Origin of the sequence: Streptomyces sp. NPDC097595 (assembly GCF_044761525.1) — a bacterium.
GTDB classification, from domain to species: Bacteria; Actinomycetota; Actinomycetes; order Streptomycetales; family Streptomycetaceae; genus Streptomyces; species Streptomyces drozdowiczii_A.
In genome coordinates this window covers 66,773-92,025 of sequence record NZ_JBIWCN010000014.1, presented here as the reverse complement: position 1 = coordinate 92,025, position 25,253 = coordinate 66,773, and the positions used below count along the sequence as shown (strand labels likewise).

Genomic DNA, 25,253 nt, shown 5'->3' with positions numbered 1-25,253 from the left:
CCTCGTGCACCACCCGGACCCCGGAGTCGCAGCATGCCCCGTACCGGCCGCCTGTCGGACGTTCTCGTCTTCACCCGGACCACGGCCTATCGCCATGACTCGATCCCCGCCGGCCGGGCGGCCCTGCGCGAGCTGGGCGAGGAGTACGGGTTCGGGGTGGAGTGCTCCGAGGACCCCTCGGTCTTCACGGACGCGTCCCTGGCGGGGCGCGATGCGGTGGTCTTCCTGTCCACCAGCGGGGACGTGCTCACCCCGGACGGGCGGGCCGCGCTCCGGCGCCGGATCGCCGAGGGCTGCGGTTTCATGGGCGTCCACTCAGCCGCGTGCACCGAGTACGACTGGCCGTACTACGGGGAGCTGGTCGGCGGACGCTTCGCCGGACATCCCGCCTTCCAGCCCGGCACCGTGCTGATCGAGGACCCGGACCACCCGGCGACGCACCATCTGCCGCCGCGCTGGGACTGGAACGACGAGTGGTACGACTTCCGCAGCAACCCGCGCCACCTCCCCGGGGCGCGGGTCCTGGCGACCATCGAGGAGACCGGTTACGAGGGCGGGGGCATGGGGGCCGACCACCCCCTGGCCTGGTGCCGGGAGTCGGACGCGGGCCGCTCGTTCTACACGTCCCTCGGACACGCGGAGGCCGCCTACACGGACCCGGCGTTCCGCGCGCACCTGCTGGGCGGGGCGCGGTGGGCGGCGGGTGAGGGGTCCTAGGGCGTGTCCGCGGCCTCGGGGCAGCCCGTCGGGCAGGGTGAACGGCATGGGCGGCACCGTACGACGGGCCGCTGACAGTGAGGGCGTGGCGGCGCGAAAAGGGGAGGACGGGGCCTTGTTCCGTTGGCAGGATGTGCGGGTTCCGCTCTCTACGCGATTGGACCCCGCACCATGCCCCGCGCCGTCACCCTGATCCGTTCGACCGCCCTCTCCGATGTCGCCGAGTACGCGTACGCGGCGACGGCGCCCGCCGAGGCCCGGCTGATCTTCCTCGCCGGGGCGTGCCCGCTGAACGACGACGGTTCGACGGCGGCGGTCGGGGACTACGCGGGCCAGGCGCGCAAGGCCGTCGAGAACATGGAGGTCGCCCTCCGGGCCGCCGGCGCGTCGCTCCAGGACGTCATCAGCACCCGGGTGCTCGTGGCGTCGAGCCGTCAGGCGGACCTGGTGACGGCCTGGCAGGTGGTCAGGGACACCTTCGGCGACCATGACGTGCCCAGCACGCTGATGGGCGTCACCGTGCTGGGTTACAAGGACCAACTGGTCGAGATCGAGGCGGTCGCCGCCGTGCTCGACGCCTGACACCGGTGGTGTGACGGGTTACGCGGCCGGGGGCCGTACGCCCATCCACTGCTCGGCGTCCCACGCCTCGAAGCGGTGGATCTCGGTGAAGCCGAGCTTCTCGGCGAGGCGCAGGGAGGGGGCGTTGGCGGTCTGGGTGAAGAGCACCACCGGTTCGCCGGGGCATGTCTCGGCGAACCGGTCGAGGACCGCCGCGCACGCCTCGGCGGCGTATCCCCGGCCCCATGCCTCCGGCAGCAGCAGGTAGCCCAGCTCGGCCTTCCCGGCGTCCGGGCGGACCGCCTCCGGGCGTTCCAGGTCGCGTCGCTTGAGCTCGACGGTGCCGATCATCGCCCCGTCGCACTCGATCACGAAGTGCCCGGGCCGCCTCCCCGGTGTCTCGGGCAGGGCGCGCTCGCACTCGTCGCGCGGGCGGGGGCCGCCGAGGTAGGTGTGCACCTCCGGTGAGCCGAACAGCTCCACGAAGGCCGGGCGGTCCCGGCTCTCGGACTCGCGCAGTACGAGCCGTGCGGTGTGTATCGGCGCGGGCGGCCAGGGCAGGAAGCTCGGTTCAGCCATGGTCGGCAACCTACCCCAACGGTGTCGCGGGGCCGGGGCCGTTGCCCGCACACCGTGGACGTGCCCACCGGGACGCTGTCGCTCCGGGACCCCGATCCTGGCCGGTGGCGGGTCTGCGACGCGTCGTCAAGTCGCCACGGAAAGACGGCCGTTGGACGGAGAGGCGCTGCCAGGATCAGGGCGTTCCCGCTTCTGTGATCCTTGGGGGTTCTCTCCGTGCAGGTCAGATGCATCGCGGCTGCCGCCGGTCTGGTGGCGGCGCTCATACCCGTCAGTGCCGCACACGCGGCCGGCCCGTCCACCCCGCCCGCCTCCCCGCGTGCGGCCACCGCCGTCACCACGCTCAGCGTGCCGCTGCCCACCGGTGACTCGGTGACCGTCGAGCGCGCCGGCAGCGGTCTCCGTTCGGCGACGGTCACCCCGGCCGCCGGCCGCGAGGGGGTCTCCTTCACGATCAGTTCGGTGGGCGACGGCGACATCGGCGTCGTGCCGGAGGACGCCGAGCCGCTGCTCGCCGCCGGACGCGTCGACCCCCGCCTCTTCGACATCGGTGCCCTGCTGGACGCGGGCTACGGCGCGCAGGGGACCACCGCCCGAGGCGCCCTGGGCGTGATCGTCCAGCACGGCAAGGGCAAGGGCGCCGCGACGAGGGCGCGGGACGCCGCCGGCGGTGCGGCCCGGCCCGGGCGGGCCATCGACCGGCTCGGCCTGACCGCGCTCGACCCGGACGACGGCGCGGACGCTGCCGCCACCTGGAAGCGCCTGACCAAGGGCACCGGGCGCTCGCTGGCGGGCGGTGCGACCAAGCTCTGGCTCGACGGGCGGATGCGCGTAGCCCTCGACAAGAGCGTGCCGCAGATCAACGCCCCGCAGGCGTGGGCCGACGGCTACACCGGCAAGGGCGTCACGGTCGCCGTCCTCGACAGCGGTTACGACTCCGACCATCCGGACCTGGCCGGCCGGGTGACCGTATCGGCGAACTTCCTCGGCGGGGACAGCGCGGAGGACGACAACGGGCACGGCACGCACGTGGCCTCCACGATCGCCGGGATCGACGGCACGTACCGGGGTGTCGCCCCGGACGCCTCGCTCGCCGTGGGCAAGGTGTGCGACAGCACCGGGCTGTGCCCGACCTCCGCGGTGCTGGCCGGCATCGACTGGGCGGTCAACACCGTCCACGCCAAGGTGGTCAACCTCAGCCTGGGCGGGCCCGCCGACGAGACCGACCCGGCGATCGCGGCCATCAACGACCTGTCGGCGAGCACCGGCACGCTCTTCGTGGTCGCCGCCGGCAACGACGGCGAGTTCGGCACCGGCAGCGTCGGCGCGCCCGCCATCGCGAACGCCGCGCTGGCCGTGGGCGCCGTCGACTCCGAGGACGAGCTCGCCCCGTTCTCCAGCCGCGGCCCGCGCCCGAGCGACAACGCGGTGAAGCCCGATCTCACCGCTCCCGGGGTCGCCATCGTGGCGGCGAAGATGGGCGGCGGCCACACCTCCAAGAGCGGTACGTCGATGGCGACACCGCACGTGGCGGGTTCCGCCGCACTGGTCGCCCAGGCGCATCCGGGCTGGAGCGGTGAGCAGATCAAGACCGCTCTGATGAACAGCGCGGTGCCGAACGCGAAGCGTTCCGCGTACCAGCAGGGCACCGGCCGGGTGGACGTGGCCCGTGCCGAGCGGCAGACGGTCCTGACCTCCCCCGCGAATCTGACGACCACCGCCGGCTGGGCGGACGGAGCGGGCAGGGACACCGAGCACACCGTCACCTTCACCAACTCCGATGACAGCGACACCACGCTCGACCTGGCGGTCGAGAAGCCGCTGTCGCCGACCGCCCAGCCGGGCAACGCGGAGCAGTTCTCGGTGGACCGCGACAAGGTCACCGTCCCGGCGCACGGCAGCGCCACGGCCACCGTCACCACCCGTGCGGCCCTGCTCCCGCACGGCCCGTGGTCGGCGGTGCTCACCGCTTCGAAGGGCGGGCAGCCCGTCGCCCGTACGATCCTCGCGGTCGACAGCGCCGTACCCAGCCACACGGTGACGCTCCACGCGGAGCAGCGGGACGGTACTCCGGCGACCGGTTCGGCGCTGATGGTGAACCGCTGGACCGGTGACCGCTACCCGGTCCGCATCACCGCCGGCACCGGTACGGTGACGGTGCCCGAGGCCCAGTACTGGGTCGGGATGACGATCACGAGCGGTGCCGGTACGGAGCGCTCGACCACCATGGCCGTCACCTCGGTGACCCCGCTCGCGGACACCGACGTCGACCTGGACGCCCGCACCGCCGTACCGGTCGGGGCCGATGTCCACGACGGCGCGGCGCGGGCGACGGCCGTGCAGGCGGCGCTGGCCGTGCCCGCCGGCACAGGGTCGTACACGCTGAGTGTGGTCACCAACGGTGAGCGTGCCGGGCAGTCGCTGTACGCGACGCCGTTCGCGGACGAGGACGCCACGTACCGTACGTTCGCGGTGTTCGCGGCCGAGGGCGCGTCCTCGCAGGCGCCCAGCCCGTTCTTCTACCACGTGGCCCGGACCTGGGACGACGGCGTCCCGGCCAAGCCGTCGTTCTCGGTCAAGCGCGGTGACCTGACCGAGGTGCGCGAGCACTTCAACGCGCAGGGGGTTCCGGCCGCCGGCACGTCTGCGGCGACTCCGGACGACGAGGTGCTGCTGCCGCTCTTCATCGACCAGTCGGTGCGGTTCCCGTCCGTCGTACGTGACTACCGGACGCCCGGCGAGTGGCTCGACCGCGCGTCGGTCGCGGGCCGTCAGTCCATCGCGACCTCGACGGAGAAGTTCGACGGGCACGGCGTGCACCGCCTGGACTTCGCGGCCGCGGTGGTGGGGCCCGGGCTTCCCGCAGCGCCCGCCTACCGGGTGAACAACTCCGTTGTCTGGGCCGGGACTCCGTGGTTCGCCGACGGCGATGGCACGCGCGGCGGCTCCGACTGGGGGGCGACCGGCACCCTCACCCTGGCCAAGGACGGGCAGCAGGTGAGCACGTGGAACGCGATCGGCAGCGGGAAGACCGTCGCGGCCCCGGCCGGGCCCGGGCGGTACACCCTGAGCGCGGACATCACCCGTGACCAGGCGTACGCCGCGCTGTCCACCAGGGTGCGGTCGGAGTGGGCGTTCGACTCGGACACCGACGACGGCGCCGGGACGATCCTGCCTCTGATGGGCGTCCGCTTCACGCCGTACGGCCTGGACGACTCGGGGCGCGCCCTTGCCCTCCTCCCGACGCGGGTGGACCTGAAGGTGCAGCGGGCACCGGGGGCCGCCGAGGCCACGGTCGGCGCCGTCAAGCTGGAGGTCAGCTGGGACGACGGTGCCACCTGGCGCGCGGTGAAGGTCACCGACGCCCGGCGCGGGACGCCTGCCCACGCCCTGCTGACCGCGCCGCTCCGTGCCTCGTACGCCACGCTGCGCGCCACGGTCACGGCGAGTGACGGCAGCACGGTCAAGCAGACGGTGACCCGGGCGTTCGGCGTCAACAAGCCTTGGTGGTAGAGAAACTGACGGTATGAGGGGTCGGTCCTCACCCGGGGACCGGCCCTCCCGGGGGTCGGCCAGGCGGTGGCGAGGTCACGCCATGGCGCACTTTCGCCACCGGCGGCCCGGCGGCCGCGACAGGCCCTTTCAGGCCAGCAATGGTGCGGTCAACGGGCATCACGGCGGGGTTTCGGGGCTCGGGACGGGGTGGAAGCCGTCGACAACACTGAGGGCCATGCCCGATCCTGGACGACCGAAGTGGACCCACGAGGCCGACGCCTCGCCGGAGCAGGTGCGCGCCGTTTTCCGCCGACTGGCCGAGGATGTGCGGCGCGCTGAGGCGGCCGTGGCCGACCTGGTCCGCGCGCAGCCGCCGGACGAGGGGCCGGTGCGGGTGGAGACCGTGGACGGCGCGGCCGCCCAGGCGCGGCGGATCCTTGAGCTGGAGACCGGCGCGCGGCACACGTTCCAGGCGTTCCTGACCGGCCTGAACAGGGTCACCCCGGTCCCGGCGACCCTCGACCCACCGGCGGACGGCGCCTCGGACGACAACGGCGCACGGCCCAGCGCTCCGCCCGAGGTCACCTACCAGCTGCTGGTCGACCGCGACTTCCTCGCCGAACCTGCGGCGGTGGCGGCGCTGGAGGAGCGGGTGCGGCGCGGCGAGCAGGTCCGGGTGGTCGACAGCCCGCTGATGAAGCTGGCCGTCGCGGACGGCGAGACCGCCATGGTCCAGTTCAGCCCGGAGCGGGCGGTGCTGATGCGGCAGCCGCTCACCACGCTCGTCACGGAGCTGTTCGCGACCGCGTGGCGGCACTCGCGGCCGTACCTCCGCGAGGTCGCCGAACTCACCTCGGTGGACCGTCAGATCCTGCAGCTGATGCTCTCCGGCCTGACGGACGCGGCGACGGCGAAGCAGCTGGGCACCTCGCCCCGTACGGTGCAGCGCAGGCTGCGGGCGCTGATGGACCTGGCGTCGGTGACGTCCCGGCTCCAGCTCGGCTGGTACGCGATGCGCAACAACTGGATCTGACCGGATTCCGGCGTCCGGGGCCGAGCACGCGGGTGCTCCTCGACACCCCGCCCACCGTCCGGACGGTCGGTTGGCGAGTGGGCGCCATGTCGCCAACTCGTCAGCGCACGGCCCCCGGTGACTCGGTGTGCCGCTCCCATACTGCTGAGGTCACCACCCAGTGATCGTCGCCCTGCCCGCGTCACGCACCCGGCCCGACCTGGGCTGACGCGCGCCTCTTCCCGCCCGACCACCCATCGGAAACCTCAGGAAAGAGAGTCCGTACGTGAGACAGCAACTCTGGAGACGCCACGGTCTGCCGGCCGCCGCGCTCACCATGGCCATGGGGGTGCCGCTCCTCGCAGCGGTGCCCGCGCAGGCCGCTCCCCCGCCCCCGCCGGTGAGCGACCTGCGGAGCAAGGCGGACGCCGAGGTCGTCGGGCAGTTGGACAAGAAGGACACCGCGACCTTCTGGGTGCGGCTCGACTCGCAGGCCGACACCTCGGCCGCGAAGAAGCAGAAGACGCGCACGGGCCGGGACAAGGCACTGATCGCCGCCAAGAAGCAGCACGCGGCGAGCAGCCAGGCCGGCGTCGAGGCCCTGGTGAAGAAGGCGGGCGCGCACGCCACTTCGTACTGGATCAGCAACACGCTGAAGGTCACCGGCGACAAGGCCCTGGCTCAGAAGATCGCCGCCCGGCCCGAGGTCGCCGCGATCGAGCCCGACCGGCTGTTCCAGGTGCCCGAGGAGTTCCCCGCCGAGCAGGAACCGAAGGTCAACGGCATCGAGTGGAACGTCGACAGCATCGGCGCCCCCAAGGTCTGGGACGAGCTGGGCGTGCGCGGTGACGGCATCGTCATCGCCAACATAGACACCGGCGTCGACTACCAGCACTCGACGTTGATGAGCAAGTACCGCGGCCTGAAGTCGGACGGCAGCTACGACCACGAGTACAACTGGTTCGACGCCACCGCGACCTGCTCGGGCGAGGCCCCGTGCGACGACCACGGCCACGGCACCCACACCATGGGCACGATGGTCGGTGACGACCGCGACGGCAACGCCATCGGTGTCGCGCCGGGCGCCCGGTGGATCGCCGCCAAGGCGTGCACCCCCGCCGGCTGCCCCCAGGAAGCACTGATGGCGGCCGGTCAGTGGATGCTGGCGCCCACCGACCGCGAGGGCGGCAATCCGCGCCCGGATCTCGCCCCGGACGTCGTGAACAACTCGTGGGGCGCCGACATCATCGACACCTGGTACAAGGACATGGTCCAGGCGTGGCGTGACGCGGGGATCTTCCCGGCCTTCTCCAACGGCAACGCGGGCCCCAACTGCGCCACGGCCGGCTCGCCGGGCGCGTACACCAACAGCTACGCCACCGGCGCCTACGACAGCGAGGGCGACATCGCGTACTTCTCCGCCCGGGGTTCCGGTGAGGAGGGCGCGGTCAAGCCGGACATCTCCGCGCCGGGTGTCGACATCCGTTCGGCCGCGCCGGGTGGCGGCTTCGCCGTCATGTCGGGTACGTCGATGGCCTCACCGCACACCGCCGCGACCGTGGCACTGATGTGGGCGGCCTCCCCCGCGATCCGGGGCGACGTCGCGGCCACCGAACGGCTCCTCGACCGCACCGCCCACGACGTGGACGACACCACGTGCGGCGGCAGCGCCGCGAACAACAACGTCTACGGTGAGGGCCGGCTCGACGCCTACGAGGCCGTCGCGTCCGTCCCGCGCGGCCCCCTGGGCGGGCTCACCGGCACCGTCACCTCGGCCGGCGCCCCCCTGTCCGGGGCCACCGTGGAGCTCGACGGGCCGATGTCCGCGCTCGCGGAGACGAAGGCCGACGGCACGTACAGCCTCCCGAAGCTGATGGTCGGCGACTACCGGGTGAAGGTCTCCAAGTACGGCTACACGGCCGCCGAGTCCGCCGCCACGGTCACCGAGGACACCGTCGCCACCCATGACGTGGGCCTGGCCACCGCACCCACAGGAACCCTCTCCGGCACGGTGAGCACCCTGTCGGGGCCCGAGGCCGGCGCGACGATCGAGGTCGCCGGCGCGCCCGCCGGCACGACGGCCACGACGGCGTCCGACGGCACGTACTCGCTGGAACTGCCCGCCGGTGACTACCAGCTGACGGTGACCCCCGTCTCCCGGTGTGCCACGACCGGTTCATTCGCCGTACGGGTCTCTCCCGGGGCGGGTGACAGGGACCTCGCACTGCCCAGCCGGGGCGACCATTTCGGCACTGTTTGCAGGGTTACGCACGACACCGCCTTCCCGACCGGTCAGACGCGGCTCAGCACCAGCAGCGACTACGCGGGTGCGGCCACGGTCACCTTCCCGTTCCCCGTGGCGTTCTACGGCAAGACGTACACGAAGGCGGTGGCGAACGTCGAGGGCTACCTCAGCTTCGAGAGCCCGCTCAACGTCAGCACCAACCACACACTCCCGTACACCGGCCTCCCCAACGGTTCGCTCTACCCGTTCTGGGACGACCTCCAGCTGGCCACCCAGGACGGCGACATGTTCTGGTCGGCCCGGGGCACCGCACCGCACCGCGAGGTCGTGGTGGAGTGGCGGAACATGGTGACCAGCACGGACCGCGCCCAGCGGCTCGACTTCTCCGTGGTGATCGGTGAGGACGGTACGTACTCCTTCCACTACGACCACATCACCGGTGCCAGTTACGGGCGCGGGGCGGGTGCCACGATCGGCGCCGAGAACCCCGCCGGCACCGACGCCCTCACGTACTCCTACAACGACGCATCCGTGCAGGACGGCCTGGCCGTGGAGTTCCTGACGACCCGGAGCGCCGCCCTGACCGGCACGGTCACCGACGGCAACGACGGCAAGGCGCTGGCCGGCGCCACGGTCACTGTCACCCGTGACGGCGAGCCCGTCGCCGCCGGGACGACCCTGCCCAACGGCACCTACCTGGTGCAGGCGCCGGTGACCAAGGACAAGGCCGACTACCAGGTCACCGTGTCCGCCGCCCACTACACGGCGGACACCCGCACGGTGGCGCTGGCGACCGGCTCAACCGAGCAGTTCTCCCCGGCGCTCGCCACGGGGCTGGTCTCCGCGACCCCGGCGACGGCGACGACGGTCATCGTGCCCGCCGAGGAGAGCAGGCAGCGCACCGTCACGCTGACCAACTCCGGTTCCGCCGTGGACTACACGGTCGGCGAGGCGGGCGGCGCGACCTGGTTCGGTGCCGCACCGGCCCAGGGGCGGCTCGCCAGGGACGGTCAGCAGAAGATCACGCTCACCTTCGACACGCACGGCGTGGCGCCCGGCACCGTCCTCAAGGGCACCGTCGTCATCTCCTCCGACAGCGGTCGCGCCCCCGAGATCAAGATCCCGGTGACCGTGTCCGTGCCCGGCTACCGCACCGCGATCGACAGCGGCGCGGGCAAGGCGTCCACCGACTCGGCCGGGGAGGTCTGGTCTCCGGACGTGAAGTACACGGCGGGGACGTACGGGTTCATCGGCCAGTCCACGAAGGTGACGACCACCAACGCCATCGAGGACACCACCGACGACAAGCTGTTCCGCACGGCCCGTGAAGGTGCCGTGGAGTACCGCTTCGACAATGTGCCGGACGGCACCTACCAGATCGAGCTGGACTTCGCCGAGCTGGGCAAGGTGGCTGCCGGGAAGCGGCTCACCGATGTGCTGGTCGAGGGCTCGGTGCAACTGCCCGACCTGGACATCGTCCGCACCACCGGCGGCAGTTACCGCGCGCTGGCCAAGTCCTTCACGGTCCGGGTCACCGACGGTCAGCTGAACCTCCGGCTGGTCGCCACCGGCGCGGAGAAGACCCTCGTCAACGCCGTCCGCGTCACCCAGCGCCCCGACCTGAGCAGCTGACCACATGAGGAGAACGACAGACGTGAACCGACACAGATCCCGGTGGCGGGGGCTGCTCGTCACCGCACTGGCCACGACGCTGGGAGCGCCGTTCCTGGGCGCGCTCCCGGCCGTCGCCGCCGATCCGGAACCGAGCGTCCCGACGGCCCTGCGGAGCAAGGCGGACGGTGCGCTGCTCCAGGACTTCACCCAGAGCGACAAGGTCTCGTTCTGGGTGCAGCTGGACTCGCAGGCCGACATCTCGGCCGCGAAGAAGGCCGACACCAAGGCCGACCGGGGCCGCGCGGTCCTGAAGGCGAAGACCGCGTATGCCAAGAGCTCGCAGAAGGGGCTCACCGGGCTGCTGAAGCAGGCCGGCGCCTCCTACGAGTCGTACTGGATCAGTAACACCGTCAAGGTCACCGGCAGCAAGAGCCTGGCCGCGAAGATCGCCGCCCGCTCGGATGTCGCGTCGATCGAGGCCGACGACACCGTTCCGCTGCCGCCGGCGGCGAACGGCACCAACGAGGCCAAGGTCGACGGCATCGAGTGGAACGTCGACCGCATCAACGCGCCCGAGGTCTGGGACGAGTACGGGGTACGTGGCGACGGCACCGTCATCGGCAGCATCGACACCGGCGTCGACTTCCAGCACCCGGCGCTCGCAGCGGCGTACCGGGGCATGAAGGCCGACGGCACGTACGACCACTCCTACGACTGGTTCGACGCGACCCACACCTGCGGAACGGCGGCGCCCTGCGACGACCAGGGGCACGGCACGCACACCATGGGCACCATGGTCGGCGACGACGGCGCGGGCAACGCCATCGGTGTCGCGCCGGGCGCCCGGTGGATCGCCGCGAAGGCGTGCACCACGGCGGGCTGCCCGCGCGAGGCACTCCTCGCCGCGGGGCAGTGGATGCTCGCGCCGACCGACGCGGACGGGGAGAACCCCCGGCCGGACCTCGCCCCCGACGTCATCAACAACTCGTGGGGCTCGGACAGCCTGGACACCTGGTACCAGGCGATGGTCCAGTCCTGGCGCGATGCAGGTATCTTCCCGGCGTTCTCCAACGGCAACACCGGCCCGTACTGCGACACGGCGGGCTCCCCGGGCGCGTACACCAACACGTACTCCTCTGGCGCCTTCGACAACAACAACAAGATCGCGTCGTTCTCCTCGCGCGGTCCGGGTGTCGACGGCACGGTCAAGCCGAACATCGCCGCACCCGGTGTGAACGTGCGCTCTGCCGTGCCCGGTGGTGGTTACGCCGCCAAGTCGGGTACGTCGATGGCCTCGCCGCACACCGCCGCCACGGTGGCGCTGCTCTGGTCGGCCGCCCCCGCCCTGCGCGGTGACGTCACCGCGACGGAGAAGGTCCTGAACACGTCCGCGATCGACGTGGACGACACCTCCTGCGGGGGGACCGCCGGTTTCAACAACATCTACGGCGAGGGCCGGCTCGACGCGTACAAGGCCGTCGAGGCCGCCCCGCGCGACCACGTCGGCGCGCTCACCGGCACGGTCACGGCCGGCGGCGAGCCGGTCGCGGACGCCCAGGTCTCGCTGACCGGGCCCACCCGGGCGACCCTGACCACGAAGAAGGACGGCACCTACGCCTTCCCGCGGCTGGTGTCCGGCGACTACACGGTGACCGTGACGAAGTTCGGTTACGTCACCGGGACGGCCACGGTCACCGTGACCGACGGCGGTTCGGCCGTGCACGACACCGCGCTCGCCGACGCCCCCGCCGGCACCCTGACCGGCACCGTGCGCAGCGACTCCGGCACCGAGGCGGGTGTCGCGATCAAGGTGCAGGGGACGCCCGTCCGGGGCACCACCGCCTCCGACGGCACCTACAAGCTGACACTGCCCGTGGGCAGTTACCGGATCGGCTTCACCCCGCTCAACCACTGCGCGGCGTCCGTCGGCATCGTCTCCGATGTGACCGCGGGCTCCGTCACCAAGAACATCGCCCTCACCTCGCGCACCGACGCCTTCGGCACCACGTGCCGGCAGGTGACCGCCCAGTTCCCGGCCGGCGAGAACAGGCTCGGCATCGGCGGATCGTCGTACGACGCCGTCACGCCCCCCTTCCCGGTCGCGCTGTACGGGCACACCTACGACAAGGGATGGGTCACCCGTGACGGGCAGCTGATCTTCGGCTACCTCTCGGTGCTCGACAACAGCCCGCTGCCGAACAAGGCACCGGCCAACGGCGCCCTCTCCCCCTTCTGGGACAAGCTCGCGATGGACGACTCGTCCGGCGTCTACACGTCAGTACGCGGCACCGCCCCGCACCGGGAGTACGTCGTCGAGTGGCGGAACATGCTGATCGCCCGGGACACCTCGCAGCGCATCGGCTTCGCGGCCGTGCTGAGCGAGGACGGCACCTACACCTTCCAGTACCAGGGCATCGACCCGAGCGAGAAGGGATTCGAGCAGGGCAAGGGTGCGACCATCGGAGCCGAGAACCACGACGGCACCGACGCGTTGCAGTACTCGTACGACGAGCTGTCGCTGCGCGACGGGATGGCGATCCGGTTCCGGCCGGAGGGGCACGCGGTCGTCTCCGGCACGGTGACCGACGCGAACGACGGCCAGCCGGTCGCCGGTGCGACCGTCACGGTCACCCGTGGCACCACGACCGTCGGAACCGCCACCACGCGGGCGGACGGCGCCTATCTGGCGCAGGTTCCGGTGGCTGCCGCCGCCGACCACAAGGTCACGGTCTCGGCAGCGAACTACGCCACCGCGAGCCGCACCGCCGAGCTGGGGAGCCTGTCCGCGCTCCGCACCGAGACCGCGCTGACCACCGGCGCGGTGCGGGCCGACAACACGGACGGCTGGCAGCTGACCGTCCCCGTCGGTGAACAGCGCGAGCGCACCCTGACGCTCACCAACGGGGGCTCGGTCGCCCCGTACACCGTCGCCGAGAAGTCCGGCGCCTCCTGGCTGAAGATCGACCCGGCCTCCGGCACGCTCGCCGCAGGCGCGCAGCGGGCGGTGACGCTGACGTTCGACACGGCGGCGGCGAAGCCGGGGACCGTGTACAGCGGCACGCTGGTGATCACGTCGCAGAGCGCCCGGGCTCCGTCGTTCTCGCTGCCGCTGAAGCTGGTGGTCCCGGCCTATCAGCAAGGCGTCGACGTCGGTGCCGACTTCGCTTCGATGGACGCGCTCGGCGACTCGTGGAGCGCGGACCGCGCGTACGCGAAGGGCAAGTTCGGGTTCACCGGGGCGAACAGCGCGCTGACGTACACCCGCAAGGACATCGCCGGCGCCGGCAGCTCTCCGGCGGAGCAGCTGCTGCGTTCGGGACGTGAGGGTGTCGCCGAGTACCGCTTCGACGCCGTTCCGACCGGCGTCTACCAGGTGGAGCTGGGCTTCGCCGAGGCAGCCGGGACGAAGCCCGGAGCGCGCGTGTTCGACGTACTCGCTGAAGGGACGGAGAAGGCGCCGGACGTGGATGTGCGCCTGGAATCGGGTGGTGCCCGCACCGCTCTGTTCAAGACGTTCACGGTCAAGGTGACGGACGGTCAGCTGAACGTCGCCTTCAAGGCGATCACCGGCAACACGCTGGTCAACTCCATCCGGGTGACCCAGCGCCCGGACCTGAAGGACTGACCCGCAGCACATACGCACGCGGGCGGTGCCCGCACCGGAGACACCTCCGGTGCGGGCACCGCCGCACTCTTGCCCGGGAACAACCGGCCCCGTACCTTACTCTGAAGTAAGTTTACTTCAGAGTAAGGAGCTTGCCTTGACCGCCTATCGGACCCTGCTGGTCGGCACGGACGGATCGGAATCGTCGTACGCGGCCGTCGAGGCCGCCGCGCGCCTCGCCGCCGTGTGCGGCGCCGAACTGGTCGTCACCTGTGCGTACGCCCCCATGCGCGGTCCCGAACTCGCGGCCGCACAGGATCAGTTGGGTGCGGAGGCGTACCAGGTGGTGGGCTCGGCGCCCGCCGAGGAGACGCTGAGAACCGCGAGAGACCGCGCACGCCTCCAGGGCGCGTCGCAGGTGCGTACGGTCGCCGTGGAGGGCGAGCCGGTGCCCTCGCTCGTACGGACGGCCCGGAAGTGTTCGGCCGACCTCCTGGTGGTCGGCAACCGGGGGCTGCGGTCGCTGGCGGGGCGGCTCCTCGGCTCCGTACCGGCGGACGTCGCCAGGAAGGCCGGCCTCGACGTCCTGATCGTGCACACCACGTGAGCGGGGAGCCGGACGGCACCGGGCCGGGGTCCGTCGAGGAGGTGCTGCTCGGCGGGGGCCGGGTGTGGACGCGGCGGGACGTCGCGGCGCGCGCCGGGGTGGAGTTCGAGCGGGCCGTACGGGTGTGGCGGGCGCTCGGGTTCCCCGCGGTGGACGACGACGCCAGGGTGTTCACCGATGCCGATGTGGAGGCCCTGCGCGCGGGGGAACGCCTCATCGCGGCCGGGCTGATCACCGAGCACAGCGAGACCCTGATGGCCCGTGCCCTCGGCCACCACCTCTCCCGGCTCGCCGACTGGCAGGTGGACACCCTGCGCGACTGGATGGGGCGCGGCGCAGACGCCTCGCCCGGCCGGGACGCCCTCCTGGAGCACATGGCGGCGCTGCTGCCGGAGATCGAGCGCGTCCAGCGGTACGTCTGGCGCCGCCATCTCGTCGCCCACGCCGGGCACTTGCTCACCGAGGAGCGGGAGGACGACGCCCTGGCCGGTGACGGCGCGCATGTCCGGGAGCGCGCGGTCGGGTTCACCGACATGGTCGGCTACACCCGGATGACCCGTGGTCTGGACGGCGCCGAACTGGTGGGTGTGCTCGACCGGTTCGAGGCCATGACCGGCGATGTGGTGGCCGAGGGCCGGGGGCAGGTGGTGAAGACCATCGGCGACGAGGTGCTCTTCGTATGCGAGTCGGCGGCCGACGCCGCCGGGATCGGCCTGGAGCTGACGGCCCGGGCCCAGGCCGACCCGAATCTGCCGCAGGTGCGGACCGGGCTGGCCCACGGCCCCGTGCTCGGCCGCTTCGGTGACGTCTACGGGGCAGCGGTCAACATCGCGGCCCGGCTCACGGCGGTGGCCCGCCCCGCGTCCGTCCTGGTCAACACCGCGCTCGCCGGGGAGCTGGTGGGGATGGCGGGGTACACCCTGAGGCCGCTGCGCCCGGTATCGGTGCGCGGCTACAGCCGCCTGCGGCCGGTGCTTCTGCGGAGGGGGAGGCCCGCTTCGTGACCCGATGAGGCGGCCGGGGGCGCGTGCCGGTGGCGGGCGGAGCGCCCGGCACGGCGTACAAAAACAGGAAGCAGGGAGAACCCTCTCCCTGCCGTAACCAACTTATAGCGCACCGGGGGGCTTGCGGCAAGGGCCGGGGGGTGCCGCAGAATCATCGGTCTGACCACCCCGACCTGCGGAAATGAGGACGCTGCGTGCGCGAGCGGTACGTGTGGGATCTGAACGAGGCCGACGGGGCGCCGGTCGCGGCCGTCGGCGGCAAGGGCGCGCATCTGGCCACGCTGTCGCGGATCGAGGGCATCCGGGTGCCCGGCGGGTTCTGCGTCACGACGGACGCCTTCCGGCGCGTCGTGGCCTCGGAACCGGCGGTCGCCGAACAGCTCGGCCGGCTGGCGGACGTGGACCCGGACGACCGGGAGGCCGTGCGCACCCTGAGCGCGGGGATCCGGCGGACCGTCGAGGGCCTTGCCCTGCCGGAGGACCTGGTGGCGGCGGTCACCGGTGCGCTCGCCCGGCACGGTGAGCACGCCGCGTACGCGGTACGGTCCAGCGCGACGGCGGAGGACCTGCCGACGGCCTCCTTCGCGGGCCAGCAGGACTCGTATCTGAACGTCATGGGTCCGGAGGCGGTGCTCCGGCACATCGGCCGGTGCTGGGCGTCGCTGTTCACCGAGCGGGCCGTGACGTACCGGCGGCGGGCCGGCATCGACCACCGCACCGTGTACATGGCCGTCGTCGTGCAGCGGATGGTGTTCCCTCGGGCGTCGGGCATCCTCTTCACGGCCGACCCGGTGACGGGAAACCGCAGGGACGCCACGGTGGACGCCGGCTTCGGGCTGGGCGAGGCCCTGGTCTCCGGCCTGGTCAACCCGGACGTCTTCACCGTGCGCGACGGCGGGATCACGAGCCGGTCGATCGCCGCCAAGGAGCGTGCCGTCGAGGCGCTGGAGGGCGGTGGCACGCGGGAGGTCGCCGTGGACGAGCGGCGGCGGGAGGAGCCGGCGCTGACGGACGAGCAGGTCCTCGGGCTCGTCCGGCTCGGGCGGCGGATCGAGGCGCACTTCGGCCGCCCGCAGGACATCGAGTGGTGTCTGTCCGACGACGGTTTCCGGATCGTCCAGAGCCGGCCGATCACGACGCTGTTCCCCGTCCCGGAGGCGGCGGACGGCGGGAACCACGTCTATGTCTCCGTCGGGCATCAGCAGATGATGACCGACGCGATGAAGCCCCTGGGCCTGTCGGTGTGGCGGCTGACCGCCATGGCTCCGATGCTGGAGGCCGGCGGGCGGCTGTTCGTGGACGTCACCCGGCGCCTCGCATCGCCCTCGGTCCGGGCCGGGCTCCTGGACCTGATGGGCAAGGGCGACCCGCTCGTCCGGGACGCCCTGGAGACCGTCCTCGCGCATCCCGGCTTCGTCCCGGAGCTCCCGGACCCGGCGCCCGCCGCGCCGCCGGCCGGTGGCGCGCCCGCCCCGATCGCGACCGACCCGGCTGTCGTCGCCGAGCTGATCGCGCGCAGCGAGGCGTCCGTCGCCGCCCTCGCGCGGGACATCCGGACGCACACAGGGCCGGCGCTGTTCGACTTCCTGCCGAGGGCCTTCGAGGAGCACAAGCGGGTGCTCGGCGACCCCGTGAGCATGCAGGCGATCATGGCGGGCATGGAGTCCACCTGGTGGCTCAACGAGAAACTGCTGGACTGGCTCGGCGAGAAGAACGCGGCCGACACGCTGACCCTGTCCGCCCCCGACAACGTGACCTCGGAGATGGGCCTCGCGCTCCTCGATGTCGCCGACGCCATTCGCCCGCATCCGGAGGCGGTGGCGTATCTGCGGGGCGTCGGGGACGACGACGGTTTCCTGGACGGCCTGGAGAAGGTCTCGGGCGGGGCGGAGGCACGCGCGGCCATCGAGGCGTATCTCGACCGGTACGGCATGCGGTGCGTCGGCGAGATCGACATCACCCGGCCGCGCTGGAGCGAGCGCCCCACCGCGCTGCTGCCGGTGATCCTCGACAACGTACGGCTCTTCGGACCGGGCACGGCCGCGCGGCGCTTCGAGGAGGGGCGGCAGAAGGCCCTGGCGAAGGAGCGGGACGTGCTCGCACGGCTGCGGGCCCTTCCGGACGGGGACCGGAAGGCCGACGAGACCAAGGCGATGATCGACCGGGTCCGCACCTTCATCGGCTACCGCGAGTACCCGAAGTACGGGATCATCCAGCGCTACTTCGTTTACAAGCAGGCCCTCGTGCGGGAGGCCGACAGCCTGATCGATGCCGGGGTGCTGGCCGACCGGGAGGACGCCTTCCACCTCACCCTGGAGGAGTTCGGTGACGCCGTGCGCTCCGGGGCGGTGGACCAGGAGCTGATCCGGGGGCGCAAGGAGGAGTTCCGGGCGTACAGCGCGCTCACCCCGCCCCGGGTGCTCACCTCGGACGGCGAGGCGGTGAACGGGGCGTACCGGCGCGACGACGTGCCGGAGGGCGCGCTGAACGGGCTGCCGGTCTCCGCCGGGACCGTCGAGGGGAGGGCCCGCGTGATCCTGGACGTGGGCGAGGCGGACCTCGAAGCGGGCGACATCCTGGTCACCACCTTCACGGACCCCAGCTGGTCACCGCTGTTCGTCGGGATCGCGGGGCTGGTGACCGAGGTGGGCGGGCTGATGACGCATGGCGCGGTGATCGCCCGGGAGTACGGTCTTCCGGCTGTCGTGGGCGTCGAGCACGCCACGCGGCGCATCCGGGACGGGCAGCGCATCCGTGTCCACGGCACCGACGGGTACATCGAGCTGCTGTCCTGACGCCGGGGGCGGTGGGTGGCCGGTTCCGTACCCTGGACGCATGCGCATGCGCCCCACTCTGAGCTGGACCCCCACCGCGGGGCTGCCCCCGGCCACCACCGACCTGGAACCCGTCGTCGAAGCGCTCGGCCGGGGCGGTGTGCTGGTGCTGAGCGGGGCCGGTATCTCGACGGAGTCCGGCATCCCGGATTACCGGGGCGAGGGCGGCAGCCTGAGCCGGCACACCCCGATGACGTACCAGGACTTCACGTCCGGCACCCGGCCCCGGCAGCGGTACTGGGCGCGCAGCCACCTCGGCTGGAAGACGTTCCGGCGGGCCCTTCCGAACGCCGGTCACCGGGCGGTCGCCGCGTTCGGGAGCGGTGGCGCGCTCGCCGGCGTGATCACCCAGAACGTGGACGGCCTGCACCAGGCCGCCGGCAGCGAGGACGTGGTGGAGCTCCACGGGGGCCTGGACCGGGTCGTCTGCCTGACCTGCGGAACGTTCGTCGCGCGCCGCGAGGTCGCCCGGCGGCTCGAAGAGGCGAACCCCGGGTTCCAGCCGGTGGCCGCCGGTGTCAATCCGGACGGCGACGCCGATCTCACCGACGAGCAGGTCGGGGACTTCCGGGTGGTGCCGTGCGAGGTCTGCGGCGGCATCCTCAAGCCGGATGTCGTGTTCTTCGGCGAGTCGGTGCCCCCGGCGCGGGTCGAGCACTGCCGCGAGCTGGTCCGTACAGCGTCCTCGCTGCTCGTTCTGGGGTCCTCGCTCACGGTGATGTCCGGGCTCCGCTTCGTCCGGCAGGCGGCGCAGGCCGGGAAGCCGGTGCTCATCGTCAACCGGGAACCGACCCGGGGCGACGGCCAGGCCGTCGCCCGGATCGGGCTCCCGCTGGGCACGGCCCTGGGGACGGTGGCGGACCGGCTGGGGCTGCGTGTGGAGAACTAGGGCGTGTCTTCTTGCCGATCAGGGCCGGGCGAGCTGGGCGCGCACCCAGGCCGGGTCCGGGTTGGTGTGGGGCTGCCCCGCCACGAAGACGGTCGGCACGGTCTCGTTGCCGTCGTTGACCGCGCGCACCAGGGCGGCGGCCTCGGGGTCGCGCCAGATGTCGACCCAGTGCAGCCGGCGGGCGTGCCGGCGCAGCCGGAACCGCAGCCGCAGGCAGTACGCGCAGCCGGGCCGCCAGAAAACGATCGGCCGGCCGTCGGCCGCGCTGCGGCGCCGGGCCTCCGCCGAGCTGACCGACCTCGGGAAGACCAGGGGAGAGTTCAGGGCCGCGCACAGGGTGAAGGCCAGCAGGATGATGACGGCTTGGCGGGTGCTCCCCCAGACGAACAGCCCGGCAGCGCCGACCGCACCGGAGGCCAGGAACAGGATCGGGAGCAGCCAGACGCGTCTCATGGCGCCAAAGGCTACCGACGTGCCGGTGCGGCCCGGTAGCCGGGCCGCCGCCACCGGCGCCCCCGCCCGTCCGGCTCGTCCCGCTCGGGGTCCGGCGGCGGGTCCACGTAGGTGCGGGCGGTGAGCTCTGCCGGCAGGCCGACGCGGCCGGGGTGCACGCAGACCGGGGTCCGGGTGTCCACGGTGTACCGGAATCCGTCCGCCGCGTCGAAGGGCCAGTCCCGGCTGGGCCGGTCCGCGACGAGGAAACCGGTGCGCGGCAGCCGCAGTGCGGGGCAGAACCAGCAGCACGGGTAGTCCGACTCCGGGTCGATGAAGGGTGCCTCGGCCTCGTCGTCCATATCCCCAGGAAGGTAGCGCACGACGCGCCGGTGCCGCTCAGCCGGCGGAGGGCCGCCAGTCGTCCGGCCAGGGCACGGCGCGGGCAGCGGCCCCCGGCACACCGAGGCTGGCCCGCGCGCGGTCGACGAAACGGTCGCGCGCCTGCCGGAACTGCCGGTACGCCTGGTCCCAGTCCTGTCCGACCACGGTCTCGACGCCCCGGGCCAGGGCCTCAAGCCGCCACAGGCAGTGGTCCACGGACTTGGACGCGGTGTTCGCCTCGGTCTCGCCGAGCAGGCCGAGCGTCTCCGAGAGCGCGGAGCGCCGTGACTCCAGCTGTCCGATCTCGGCCAGGACCTCGGGTGTGGCCTCCGCGGGGATGGGGCCGGTCGTGAGTCCCCGGCCGGCGGCGAGCATCTGGTAGCGCGCGGCCAGTTCCTTGACCGCGTGGGCGTATTCGGCGTAGGCGGTGAGCCGGGGTTCGTCCCACCGGACGGCCTGCTGTCTGCGCCATCTCGTACGCTCGTTGGCGCTGGTCACCAGGAACGAGGTGACGGCGCCCAGGGCGACGCCCGCGAGCGGCAGTATCTGTGCGGTCAGACTCACGAAGCCCCCGGTCGGTCGTGTTGCGCGGCGGAGAAACCATAGCGGCCCGGCACCCCGCCGCCAGCCGAGCGGTGTATAACTCCGTGCGCCCGTCGGCCGCTTGCGGGAAGACTGTGCCGATGAGCTCGCCTTCCTTCCCCACGCCCCAGCGGCGTGCCCTCGCCCATGTCACGGCGCTGTCCTCGGGTCCCGCGGCGGACCCGGCCCTGCGCGTGACCCTCAACTTCCACCCGGACCGGCTGCTGGACGGCAGGCCGATACTGGAGGCGATGGCCGGGACCGGTGTCTACTCCTCGCAGTTCGTGACCGGCACGAGCAACGGCGGTCTCACGGCCCGTCCGGGCGGCGACCGGTGGCGCTGGGAGAGCAGGATCTTCGGCGGCGCCTACGACGGCGCACCGGCCGGGGATCGGCCCGTCTACGGGGCGTTGAACTTCCGCCGGTACGCGGTCGGCGGGGCGCCGAGGTTCGGCTCCGGGCACTTCCGGCTGGGCGCCGGGGCGTTGGAGCGTACGACCTTCTGCTATCCGGACAGCTTCCTCGAACCCACGGACTTCGGGGTCGCCGCGCGCATGGGCCTGATCGCCCTCGCGCTGGCCGATGAGCAGGATGTGCTCGACGACTACATCGAAGCGCAGGTGCACGGGCCGGTCCGCCCGGACCGCGATGTGGAGGCGCTGGTCCTGGACCCCTGCTACCGGGGCACCGATGTGGAGGCGGCCGCGGGGCGCCTGGGCTGCCCGGTGGAGTGGCACCCCGGGTTCCGGCTCACGGTGGACGAGTTGCGCCGGCATCCCGGCTACCGGGGGCAGGAGTACGTGGAGCTGGGCGCGGCCATCGCGGTGGACGGCGTCCTCGACCCCCGTGTCGTCGGGGAGGCGGCGCGAACGGGGCGTTTCGATCCGCAGGCGGTCAAGAAGGTGTGGCACTGCCTGGCACGCTTCGGCCACCCGCACGGGGAAGGACAGATGACCGGGGGGCCTGCCGTGCGGGGCTGGGTGTCCACATCCGCAGGGCGGCCGCCCCGGCCATGAGGCACGTGTGCCCCGCAGCGGCGTTGTCAATGGCGGCGCGGGAATTCTTCTTCGGCCGAAAACGGTTGGAATGGTCTGCGTATGACGGGGAATCCGATGATCGTCGTGAGCGACGCCCCTGCCCCGGCCTCCACCGGCTCGGGAGGGTCAGTTCAGTAGGAGGAGTTGGCTGTGCTGCTTCCCACGCCCGCAGATCTGCGTGCCGCGCTGTCCCGTTATGCCGACGCGGTGATCGAGGACGAGCGCCGTTCCACCCCGGACACCATCCGGCAGCGGGAGGACACCGCGTACACCCTGTGCGTCATGACGGGCGTCAGTGACGTGCGCGAGGCCCTGAGCACCGCCGACGCCCTGCTGAGCCGCGGCGCCCCCGCCGCGGAGGCCGACCGGGCCGACCACTCGGGGGCCGTCCCCGTCTGAGACGCGCCCCGCACGAGAAGCCTGCCGCCGGCGTCCCGGAAGATCCGGGCCGCCGGCGGCAGGCGTGCAACGGCCTGGGGCCGCCGGGAGCGTCAGGCCCCCGGGAGGAACAGGCAGAACGGGTGGCCATGGGGGTCGCGCAGGACCCGTACGTCGTGCTGGGGCTGGAGCTCCTCCAGCTTCGCGCCCAGGGCACACGCCCGCTGGGTCTCCGCCTCCAGGTCGTCCACCTCCAGGTCCAGGTGCGCCTGCATCTGCTGGGTGCCCGGGAGCTGCGGCCACACCGGAGGGGTGTGGTCCGCTTCGAGCTGGAAGCTGAGGCCGGGACGCTCCTGGCCGGGAGCCCTCAGCCGGACCCATCCGGGGTCCCGTTCGGCCTCCTCCCAGCCCAGGAGGGCGCGGTAGAAATCGGCCAGGGCGGCGGGGTCGGGCGTACCGAGAACAAAGGCACCGAGCTTCGTCGTCATGTCCCTCACGTTGCCCTGGCGCCCGCGCCCATGCATCCGGGGGTATGGGAGCCGGGCCGCCGGGTACGCGGGATTCCTCCCGCCGCATACGAGGCCAGCACGGCCGGCCGCGGCCGACCCGATGGAGGACGCGGTACCGGATGACGTTGGTGCACGGCATATACACGGCGGCGGGGGTCGGCATCCTGATGGCCGCCGCCCTTCCTCCGCTGGTCCGTCGGCGGCCGTTCTCCCTGCCCATGGTGTTCCTGGTGGCGGGTGCGGCTATCGCCCTGCTGCCGCTCGGTGTGCCCGTCGTAGATCCCGTACGGGACCGGGTGTGGGTCGAGCATGTGACGGAAGTCTGCGTGATCGTCTCGCTGATGGGGGCCGGGCTCGCGATCGACCGGCCCTTCGGATGGCGTGCCTGGGCGGGGGCCTGGCGGTTCCTGGGACTGGCCCTGCCGCTGACCGTCGGCGGTGTGGCGCTGCTCGGCGTGTGGCTCATGGGCTGGCCGCCGGCCGTGGCCCTGCTCCTGGCCGGTGCGCTGGCGCCGACCGATCCGGTGCTGGCGGCGGAGGTGCGGGTCGGGGAGCCGACGAGCGGGGACGACGAGGAGGACGAGGAGGAGGTCCGGTTCACGCTGACCTCCGAGGCCGGTCTCAACGACGGGCTCGCGATGCCGTTCGTGCTGGCCGCCGTGGCGCTGGCTGCTGCGGGCGGCGGCTGGTCGGCGGGGTGGGTCGGCCACTGGCTGCTGGCCGATGTGCTGGTGCGGGCGGCGGTCGGACTGGTCGCGGGGGTGGCCGTGGGCCGGCTGCTGGGCAGGCTGTTCTTCCGCTCCCGGCACGCCCGTCTCTCGCAGCAGATGGAGGGCTTCACCGCGCTCGGGGCCACGTTCACCGCGTACGGGCTGACCGAGCTGCTCCACGGCTACGGATTCCTCGCGGTGTTCGTCGCGGCGTGCACGATACGGGGCGCCGAGCGCAGCCACGGCTACCACCAGGTGCTGCACGGCTTCAGCGAGCAGATCGAGCGCCTGCTCACCGCCGCGCTGCTGTTCCTGCTGGGCGGCTATCTGGTCGCGACCGGCCTCGCGGACCTCCCGTGGCAGGGGGCGCTCCTCGGCCTCGCCCTCATCCTGGTGATCCGCCCGGCGGCCGGCGCCGCCGCGCAGCTGGGCTTTCCGGCCGAGCCGCGCGAGCGCGCGGTCACGGCCCTGTTCGGCATACGGGGCATCGGCTCGCTCTTCTACCTGGCGTACGCGCTCGGCGAAGGCCCCTTCACGCGGTACGCCGACGAGCTGTGGGCGGTCACGGCGTTCACGGTCCTGGTCTCCGTACTCCTGCACGGTGCGACGGCGACCCCGGTGATCCGGCACCTGGACCGGCGGCGTGAACGCGCCTACTGAGGCGCGCGGCCCGGGCGGACGGTCTCCACCATCTCGACCGGGTTGATGGGTTCCACCAGCTCCGCCGTCGCGGCGGCCACGAGATGCGCGGGCGGCTCGCCGTCCAGCAGGGTGCGCGCGTAGTTGGCCGCCGCCGAGGGCGACATGCCCGGCAGCTTCCGGCGCAGTATCCGCACCGCGTGCAGCCGTCCGTGCTCGGCGGCGGCCGCCCGTACGGCATCGTGGAGGTCGTCCACCGCCGTCCGTACGGGCAGGCCACGGATCCGGCCGCGATAGTCGTCCTCCCACGCGCCGGACACCGCCGAGACGGCGCCGATCCGGTGCAGGCCCCCGTCGACGCGGTCGACCAGGTACGGCCCGATGCCGATCAGCATGTCCCTGAAGGATGCGGTCCGCAGGTACGTCACGGACTGCCAGTGCACGATCCACACCAGCTCGTGTTCCTCGACGTCGGCCACGGCCACGGCCGGCTGTTCCACGCCCTTGGCCAGCCACTCGCGGTGCTCGCGCGCCAACTGCTCCTCGACGAGGCGCACCGCCGCTTCTCGCTCGATCACACCCGGAGCCTCCCGTACGGCCGGGCGTTCCGTCTACTCCGTCCGCAGAGCCACCGCCGTACGGGTCCTGGCGGCCCAGCCCGCGGGCAACAGCACGCCGAGCGCGGCGACGGCGACGAGCATCAGCGTGAGGATCGCGGACAGGGCGTCGAGCGTGGCGACCATGTCGCCGCCCGCGCCGAGCCCGCCCGCCCTGGCCGTGGCGCCCAGCGGCTTCAGGGGCTTGTCGAGCGCTTCGGCGTAGGTGTGCACGTCGGTGCCCCGGGCGACCGCGGTGTGGTGGCTGGTCTCCGTCAGGTCCGGGTGGGCCGCCTTGAGCGTCGCGGCGTCGGTGAAGACCTGCATGCCGTCGTTGCGCGGGTCCAGGACCTCGCCGACGATCCATACGGTGACGGGCGCGCCCAGGCCGCCCAGGGTGAGGGTGTCGCCGATGCGCGTGCCGGTGGCGGTGAGGAACGGCGACGGGACGGCGGCCTCGCCGGGCCGGGCGATCCAGCGGCCGGCGACCAGGGTGTAGACGACCGCCGGGACCGCCATGCCGCACAGCGCGGCGGCCACGGGGAGTGCCGCGTCGAGCCGCGCCCGTAAGTCGGCGTCGGCACGCAGGTCGTCGGCGAGCACGGAGACCACGATGGCCGCCGAGCCCTCGCCGGGCTGCTCGTGCAGCCGTCTCAGCGCGGACGCCCCGAGGTCGCTGCGGCCGAGTCGGCCCCACACCGGCTCCTGGACGGCGGACTTGCGGCCGCTCGCGGCCGACTCGCCCCCGGCCATCACCCGTACCGCCGCAGCTGCCAACTCCGCAGCCTTCATGGCCAGTTCCTCCCCCTTGAGCCCCTGTGGGGG

General features: G+C 72.6%; 20 protein-coding genes. 13 read left to right on the top strand and 7 right to left on the bottom strand.

All coding sequences use genetic code 11. The features are described 5' to 3' along the window. Positions 1–33 precede the first annotated feature (33 nt). Positions 34–717, top strand: coding sequence for a ThuA domain-containing protein (locus tag ACIQZN_RS21980; RefSeq protein WP_403996349.1), 684 nt, complete (start codon positions 34–36; stop codon positions 715–717). A 171-nt stretch (positions 718–888) separates the two neighbouring features. Continuing rightward, the gene (locus ACIQZN_RS21975) at positions 889–1,299 is read left to right on the top strand and encodes a RidA family protein (RefSeq protein ID WP_403996346.1); all 411 of its coding nucleotides are present in this window, start codon (positions 889–891) and stop codon (positions 1,297–1,299) included. Between the two features lie 18 nt (positions 1,300–1,317). On the opposite strand, the gene ACIQZN_RS21970 is transcribed toward ACIQZN_RS21975, so the two are convergent. Next, entirely contained in the window at positions 1,318–1,857 is a 540-nt protein-coding gene (locus ACIQZN_RS21970) for a GNAT family N-acetyltransferase (RefSeq protein ID WP_403996343.1), read from the bottom strand. 216 nt (positions 1,858–2,073) lie between these two features. On the opposite strand from ACIQZN_RS21970, the gene ACIQZN_RS21965 reads away from it, so the two are divergent. The 8 genes from ACIQZN_RS21965 to ACIQZN_RS21930 all read left to right on the top strand — a co-directional run bounded on the left by ACIQZN_RS21965 (position 2,074) and on the right by ACIQZN_RS21930 (position 19,161). Continuing rightward, the gene (locus ACIQZN_RS21965; RefSeq protein WP_403996340.1) at positions 2,074–5,370 is read left to right on the top strand and encodes a S8 family peptidase; all 3,297 of its coding nucleotides are present in this window, start codon (positions 2,074–2,076) and stop codon (positions 5,368–5,370) included. A 217-nt stretch (positions 5,371–5,587) separates the two neighbouring features. Beyond that, the gene (locus ACIQZN_RS21960; protein WP_403996337.1) at positions 5,588–6,385 is read left to right on the top strand and encodes a helix-turn-helix transcriptional regulator; all 798 of its coding nucleotides are present in this window, start codon (positions 5,588–5,590) and stop codon (positions 6,383–6,385) included. A 265-nt stretch (positions 6,386–6,650) separates the two neighbouring features. Continuing rightward, on the top strand, positions 6,651–10,241 hold the full coding sequence (locus tag ACIQZN_RS21955; protein ID WP_403996334.1) for a S8 family serine peptidase: 3,591 nt from the start codon (positions 6,651–6,653) through the stop codon (positions 10,239–10,241). Positions 10,242–10,263: 22 nt separating this feature from the next. Beyond that, the gene (locus ACIQZN_RS21950) at positions 10,264–13,848 is read left to right on the top strand and encodes a S8 family serine peptidase (protein ID WP_403996331.1); all 3,585 of its coding nucleotides are present in this window, start codon (positions 10,264–10,266) and stop codon (positions 13,846–13,848) included. A 136-nt stretch (positions 13,849–13,984) separates the two neighbouring features. After that, complete coding sequence (locus ACIQZN_RS21945; RefSeq protein ID WP_073966962.1) at positions 13,985–14,434, top strand: universal stress protein; 450 nt, start codon at positions 13,985–13,987, stop codon at positions 14,432–14,434. Further along, positions 14,431–15,438, top strand: coding sequence for an adenylate cyclase regulatory domain-containing protein (locus ACIQZN_RS21940; RefSeq protein WP_403996327.1), 1,008 nt, complete (start codon positions 14,431–14,433; stop codon positions 15,436–15,438). Before ACIQZN_RS21945 ends, ACIQZN_RS21940 begins: the two co-directional genes overlap by 4 nt. 194 nt (positions 15,439–15,632) lie before the next feature. Further along, positions 15,633–18,233: a rifamycin-inactivating phosphotransferase gene (gene rph / locus ACIQZN_RS21935; RefSeq protein WP_403996324.1), complete on the top strand. Its 2,601-nt coding sequence runs from the start codon at positions 15,633–15,635 to the stop codon at positions 18,231–18,233. A 40-nt stretch (positions 18,234–18,273) separates the two neighbouring features. After that, positions 18,274–19,161, top strand: a complete 888-nt coding sequence (locus tag ACIQZN_RS21930; RefSeq protein ID WP_403996321.1) for an NAD-dependent protein deacetylase — start codon at positions 18,274–18,276, stop codon at positions 19,159–19,161. Between the two features lie 18 nt (positions 19,162–19,179). Here the strand turns inward: ACIQZN_RS21930 and ACIQZN_RS21925 are convergent, their stop codons facing one another. The 3 genes from ACIQZN_RS21925 to ACIQZN_RS21915 are packed head-to-tail and all read right to left on the bottom strand — an operon-like array spanning position 19,180 to position 20,541. Next, a complete protein-coding gene (locus tag ACIQZN_RS21925) occupies positions 19,180–19,614 on the bottom strand; it encodes a glutaredoxin domain-containing protein (protein WP_403996318.1) in 435 nt (144 codons plus the stop codon). Positions 19,615–19,625: 11 nt separating this feature from the next. Next, positions 19,626–19,955, bottom strand: a complete 330-nt coding sequence (locus ACIQZN_RS21920) for a hypothetical protein (protein ID WP_403996316.1) — start codon at positions 19,953–19,955, stop codon at positions 19,626–19,628. Positions 19,956–19,992: 37 nt separating this feature from the next. Beyond that, positions 19,993–20,541, bottom strand: coding sequence for a hypothetical protein (locus ACIQZN_RS21915; RefSeq protein WP_403996313.1), 549 nt, complete (start codon positions 20,539–20,541; stop codon positions 19,993–19,995). 119 nt (positions 20,542–20,660) lie between these two features. On the opposite strand from ACIQZN_RS21915, the gene ACIQZN_RS21910 reads away from it, so the two are divergent. Continuing rightward, positions 20,661–21,575, top strand: a complete 915-nt coding sequence (locus ACIQZN_RS21910) for a DUF3626 domain-containing protein (RefSeq protein ID WP_403996310.1) — start codon at positions 20,661–20,663, stop codon at positions 21,573–21,575. 171 nt (positions 21,576–21,746) lie between these two features. Further along, a complete protein-coding gene (locus tag ACIQZN_RS21905; protein ID WP_403996307.1) occupies positions 21,747–21,995 on the top strand; it encodes a DUF5133 domain-containing protein in 249 nt (82 codons plus the stop codon). Between the two features lie 92 nt (positions 21,996–22,087). On the opposite strand, the gene ACIQZN_RS21900 is transcribed toward ACIQZN_RS21905, so the two are convergent. Further along, entirely contained in the window at positions 22,088–22,462 is a 375-nt protein-coding gene (locus ACIQZN_RS21900) for a VOC family protein (RefSeq protein WP_403996304.1), read from the bottom strand. A gap of 140 nt (positions 22,463–22,602) precedes the next feature. Here ACIQZN_RS21900 and ACIQZN_RS21895 point away from each other — a divergent pair, with 140 nt between their 5' ends. Then, on the top strand, positions 22,603–23,853 hold the full coding sequence (locus tag ACIQZN_RS21895) for a cation:proton antiporter (protein ID WP_403996301.1): 1,251 nt from the start codon (positions 22,603–22,605) through the stop codon (positions 23,851–23,853). Here ACIQZN_RS21895 and ACIQZN_RS21890 read toward each other — a convergent pair. After that, positions 23,847–24,410: a YrhB domain-containing protein gene (locus ACIQZN_RS21890; protein ID WP_403996298.1), complete on the bottom strand. Its 564-nt coding sequence runs from the start codon at positions 24,408–24,410 to the stop codon at positions 23,847–23,849. The two genes, ACIQZN_RS21895 and ACIQZN_RS21890, sit on opposite strands and share 7 nt — an antisense overlap. Before the next feature lie 33 nt (positions 24,411–24,443). After that, positions 24,444–25,220 (bottom strand): hypothetical protein, encoded by a 777-nt coding sequence (locus ACIQZN_RS21885; protein ID WP_403996295.1) that lies wholly within the window; start codon positions 25,218–25,220, stop codon positions 24,444–24,446. Positions 25,221–25,253: the final 33 nt, after the last annotated feature.

Bases quoted from the DNA above. Each gene is read 5' to 3' on its own strand.
- ACIQZN_RS21980 (WP_403996349.1), top strand. From the start codon at position 34: ATGCCCCGTACCGGCCGCCTGTCGGACGTTCTCGTCTTCACCCGGACC.
- ACIQZN_RS21975 (WP_403996346.1), top strand. From the start codon at position 889: ATGCCCCGCGCCGTCACCCTGATCCGTTCGACCGCCCTCTCCGATGTC.
- ACIQZN_RS21970 (WP_403996343.1), bottom strand. From the start codon at position 1,857: ATGGCTGAACCGAGCTTCCTGCCCTGGCCGCCCGCGCCGATACACACC.
- ACIQZN_RS21960 (WP_403996337.1), top strand. From the start codon at position 5,588: ATGCCCGATCCTGGACGACCGAAGTGGACCCACGAGGCCGACGCCTCG.
- ACIQZN_RS21930 (WP_403996321.1), top strand. From the start codon at position 18,274: ATGCGCATGCGCCCCACTCTGAGCTGGACCCCCACCGCGGGGCTGCCC.
- ACIQZN_RS21925 (WP_403996318.1), bottom strand. From the start codon at position 19,614: ATGAGACGCGTCTGGCTGCTCCCGATCCTGTTCCTGGCCTCCGGTGCG.
- ACIQZN_RS21920 (WP_403996316.1), bottom strand. From the start codon at position 19,955: ATGGACGACGAGGCCGAGGCACCCTTCATCGACCCGGAGTCGGACTAC.
- ACIQZN_RS21910 (WP_403996310.1), top strand. From the start codon at position 20,661: ATGAGCTCGCCTTCCTTCCCCACGCCCCAGCGGCGTGCCCTCGCCCAT.
- ACIQZN_RS21900 (WP_403996304.1), bottom strand. From the start codon at position 22,462: ATGACGACGAAGCTCGGTGCCTTTGTTCTCGGTACGCCCGACCCCGCC.
- ACIQZN_RS21895 (WP_403996301.1), top strand. From the start codon at position 22,603: ATGACGTTGGTGCACGGCATATACACGGCGGCGGGGGTCGGCATCCTG.
- ACIQZN_RS21885 (WP_403996295.1), bottom strand. From the start codon at position 25,220: ATGAAGGCTGCGGAGTTGGCAGCTGCGGCGGTACGGGTGATGGCCGGG.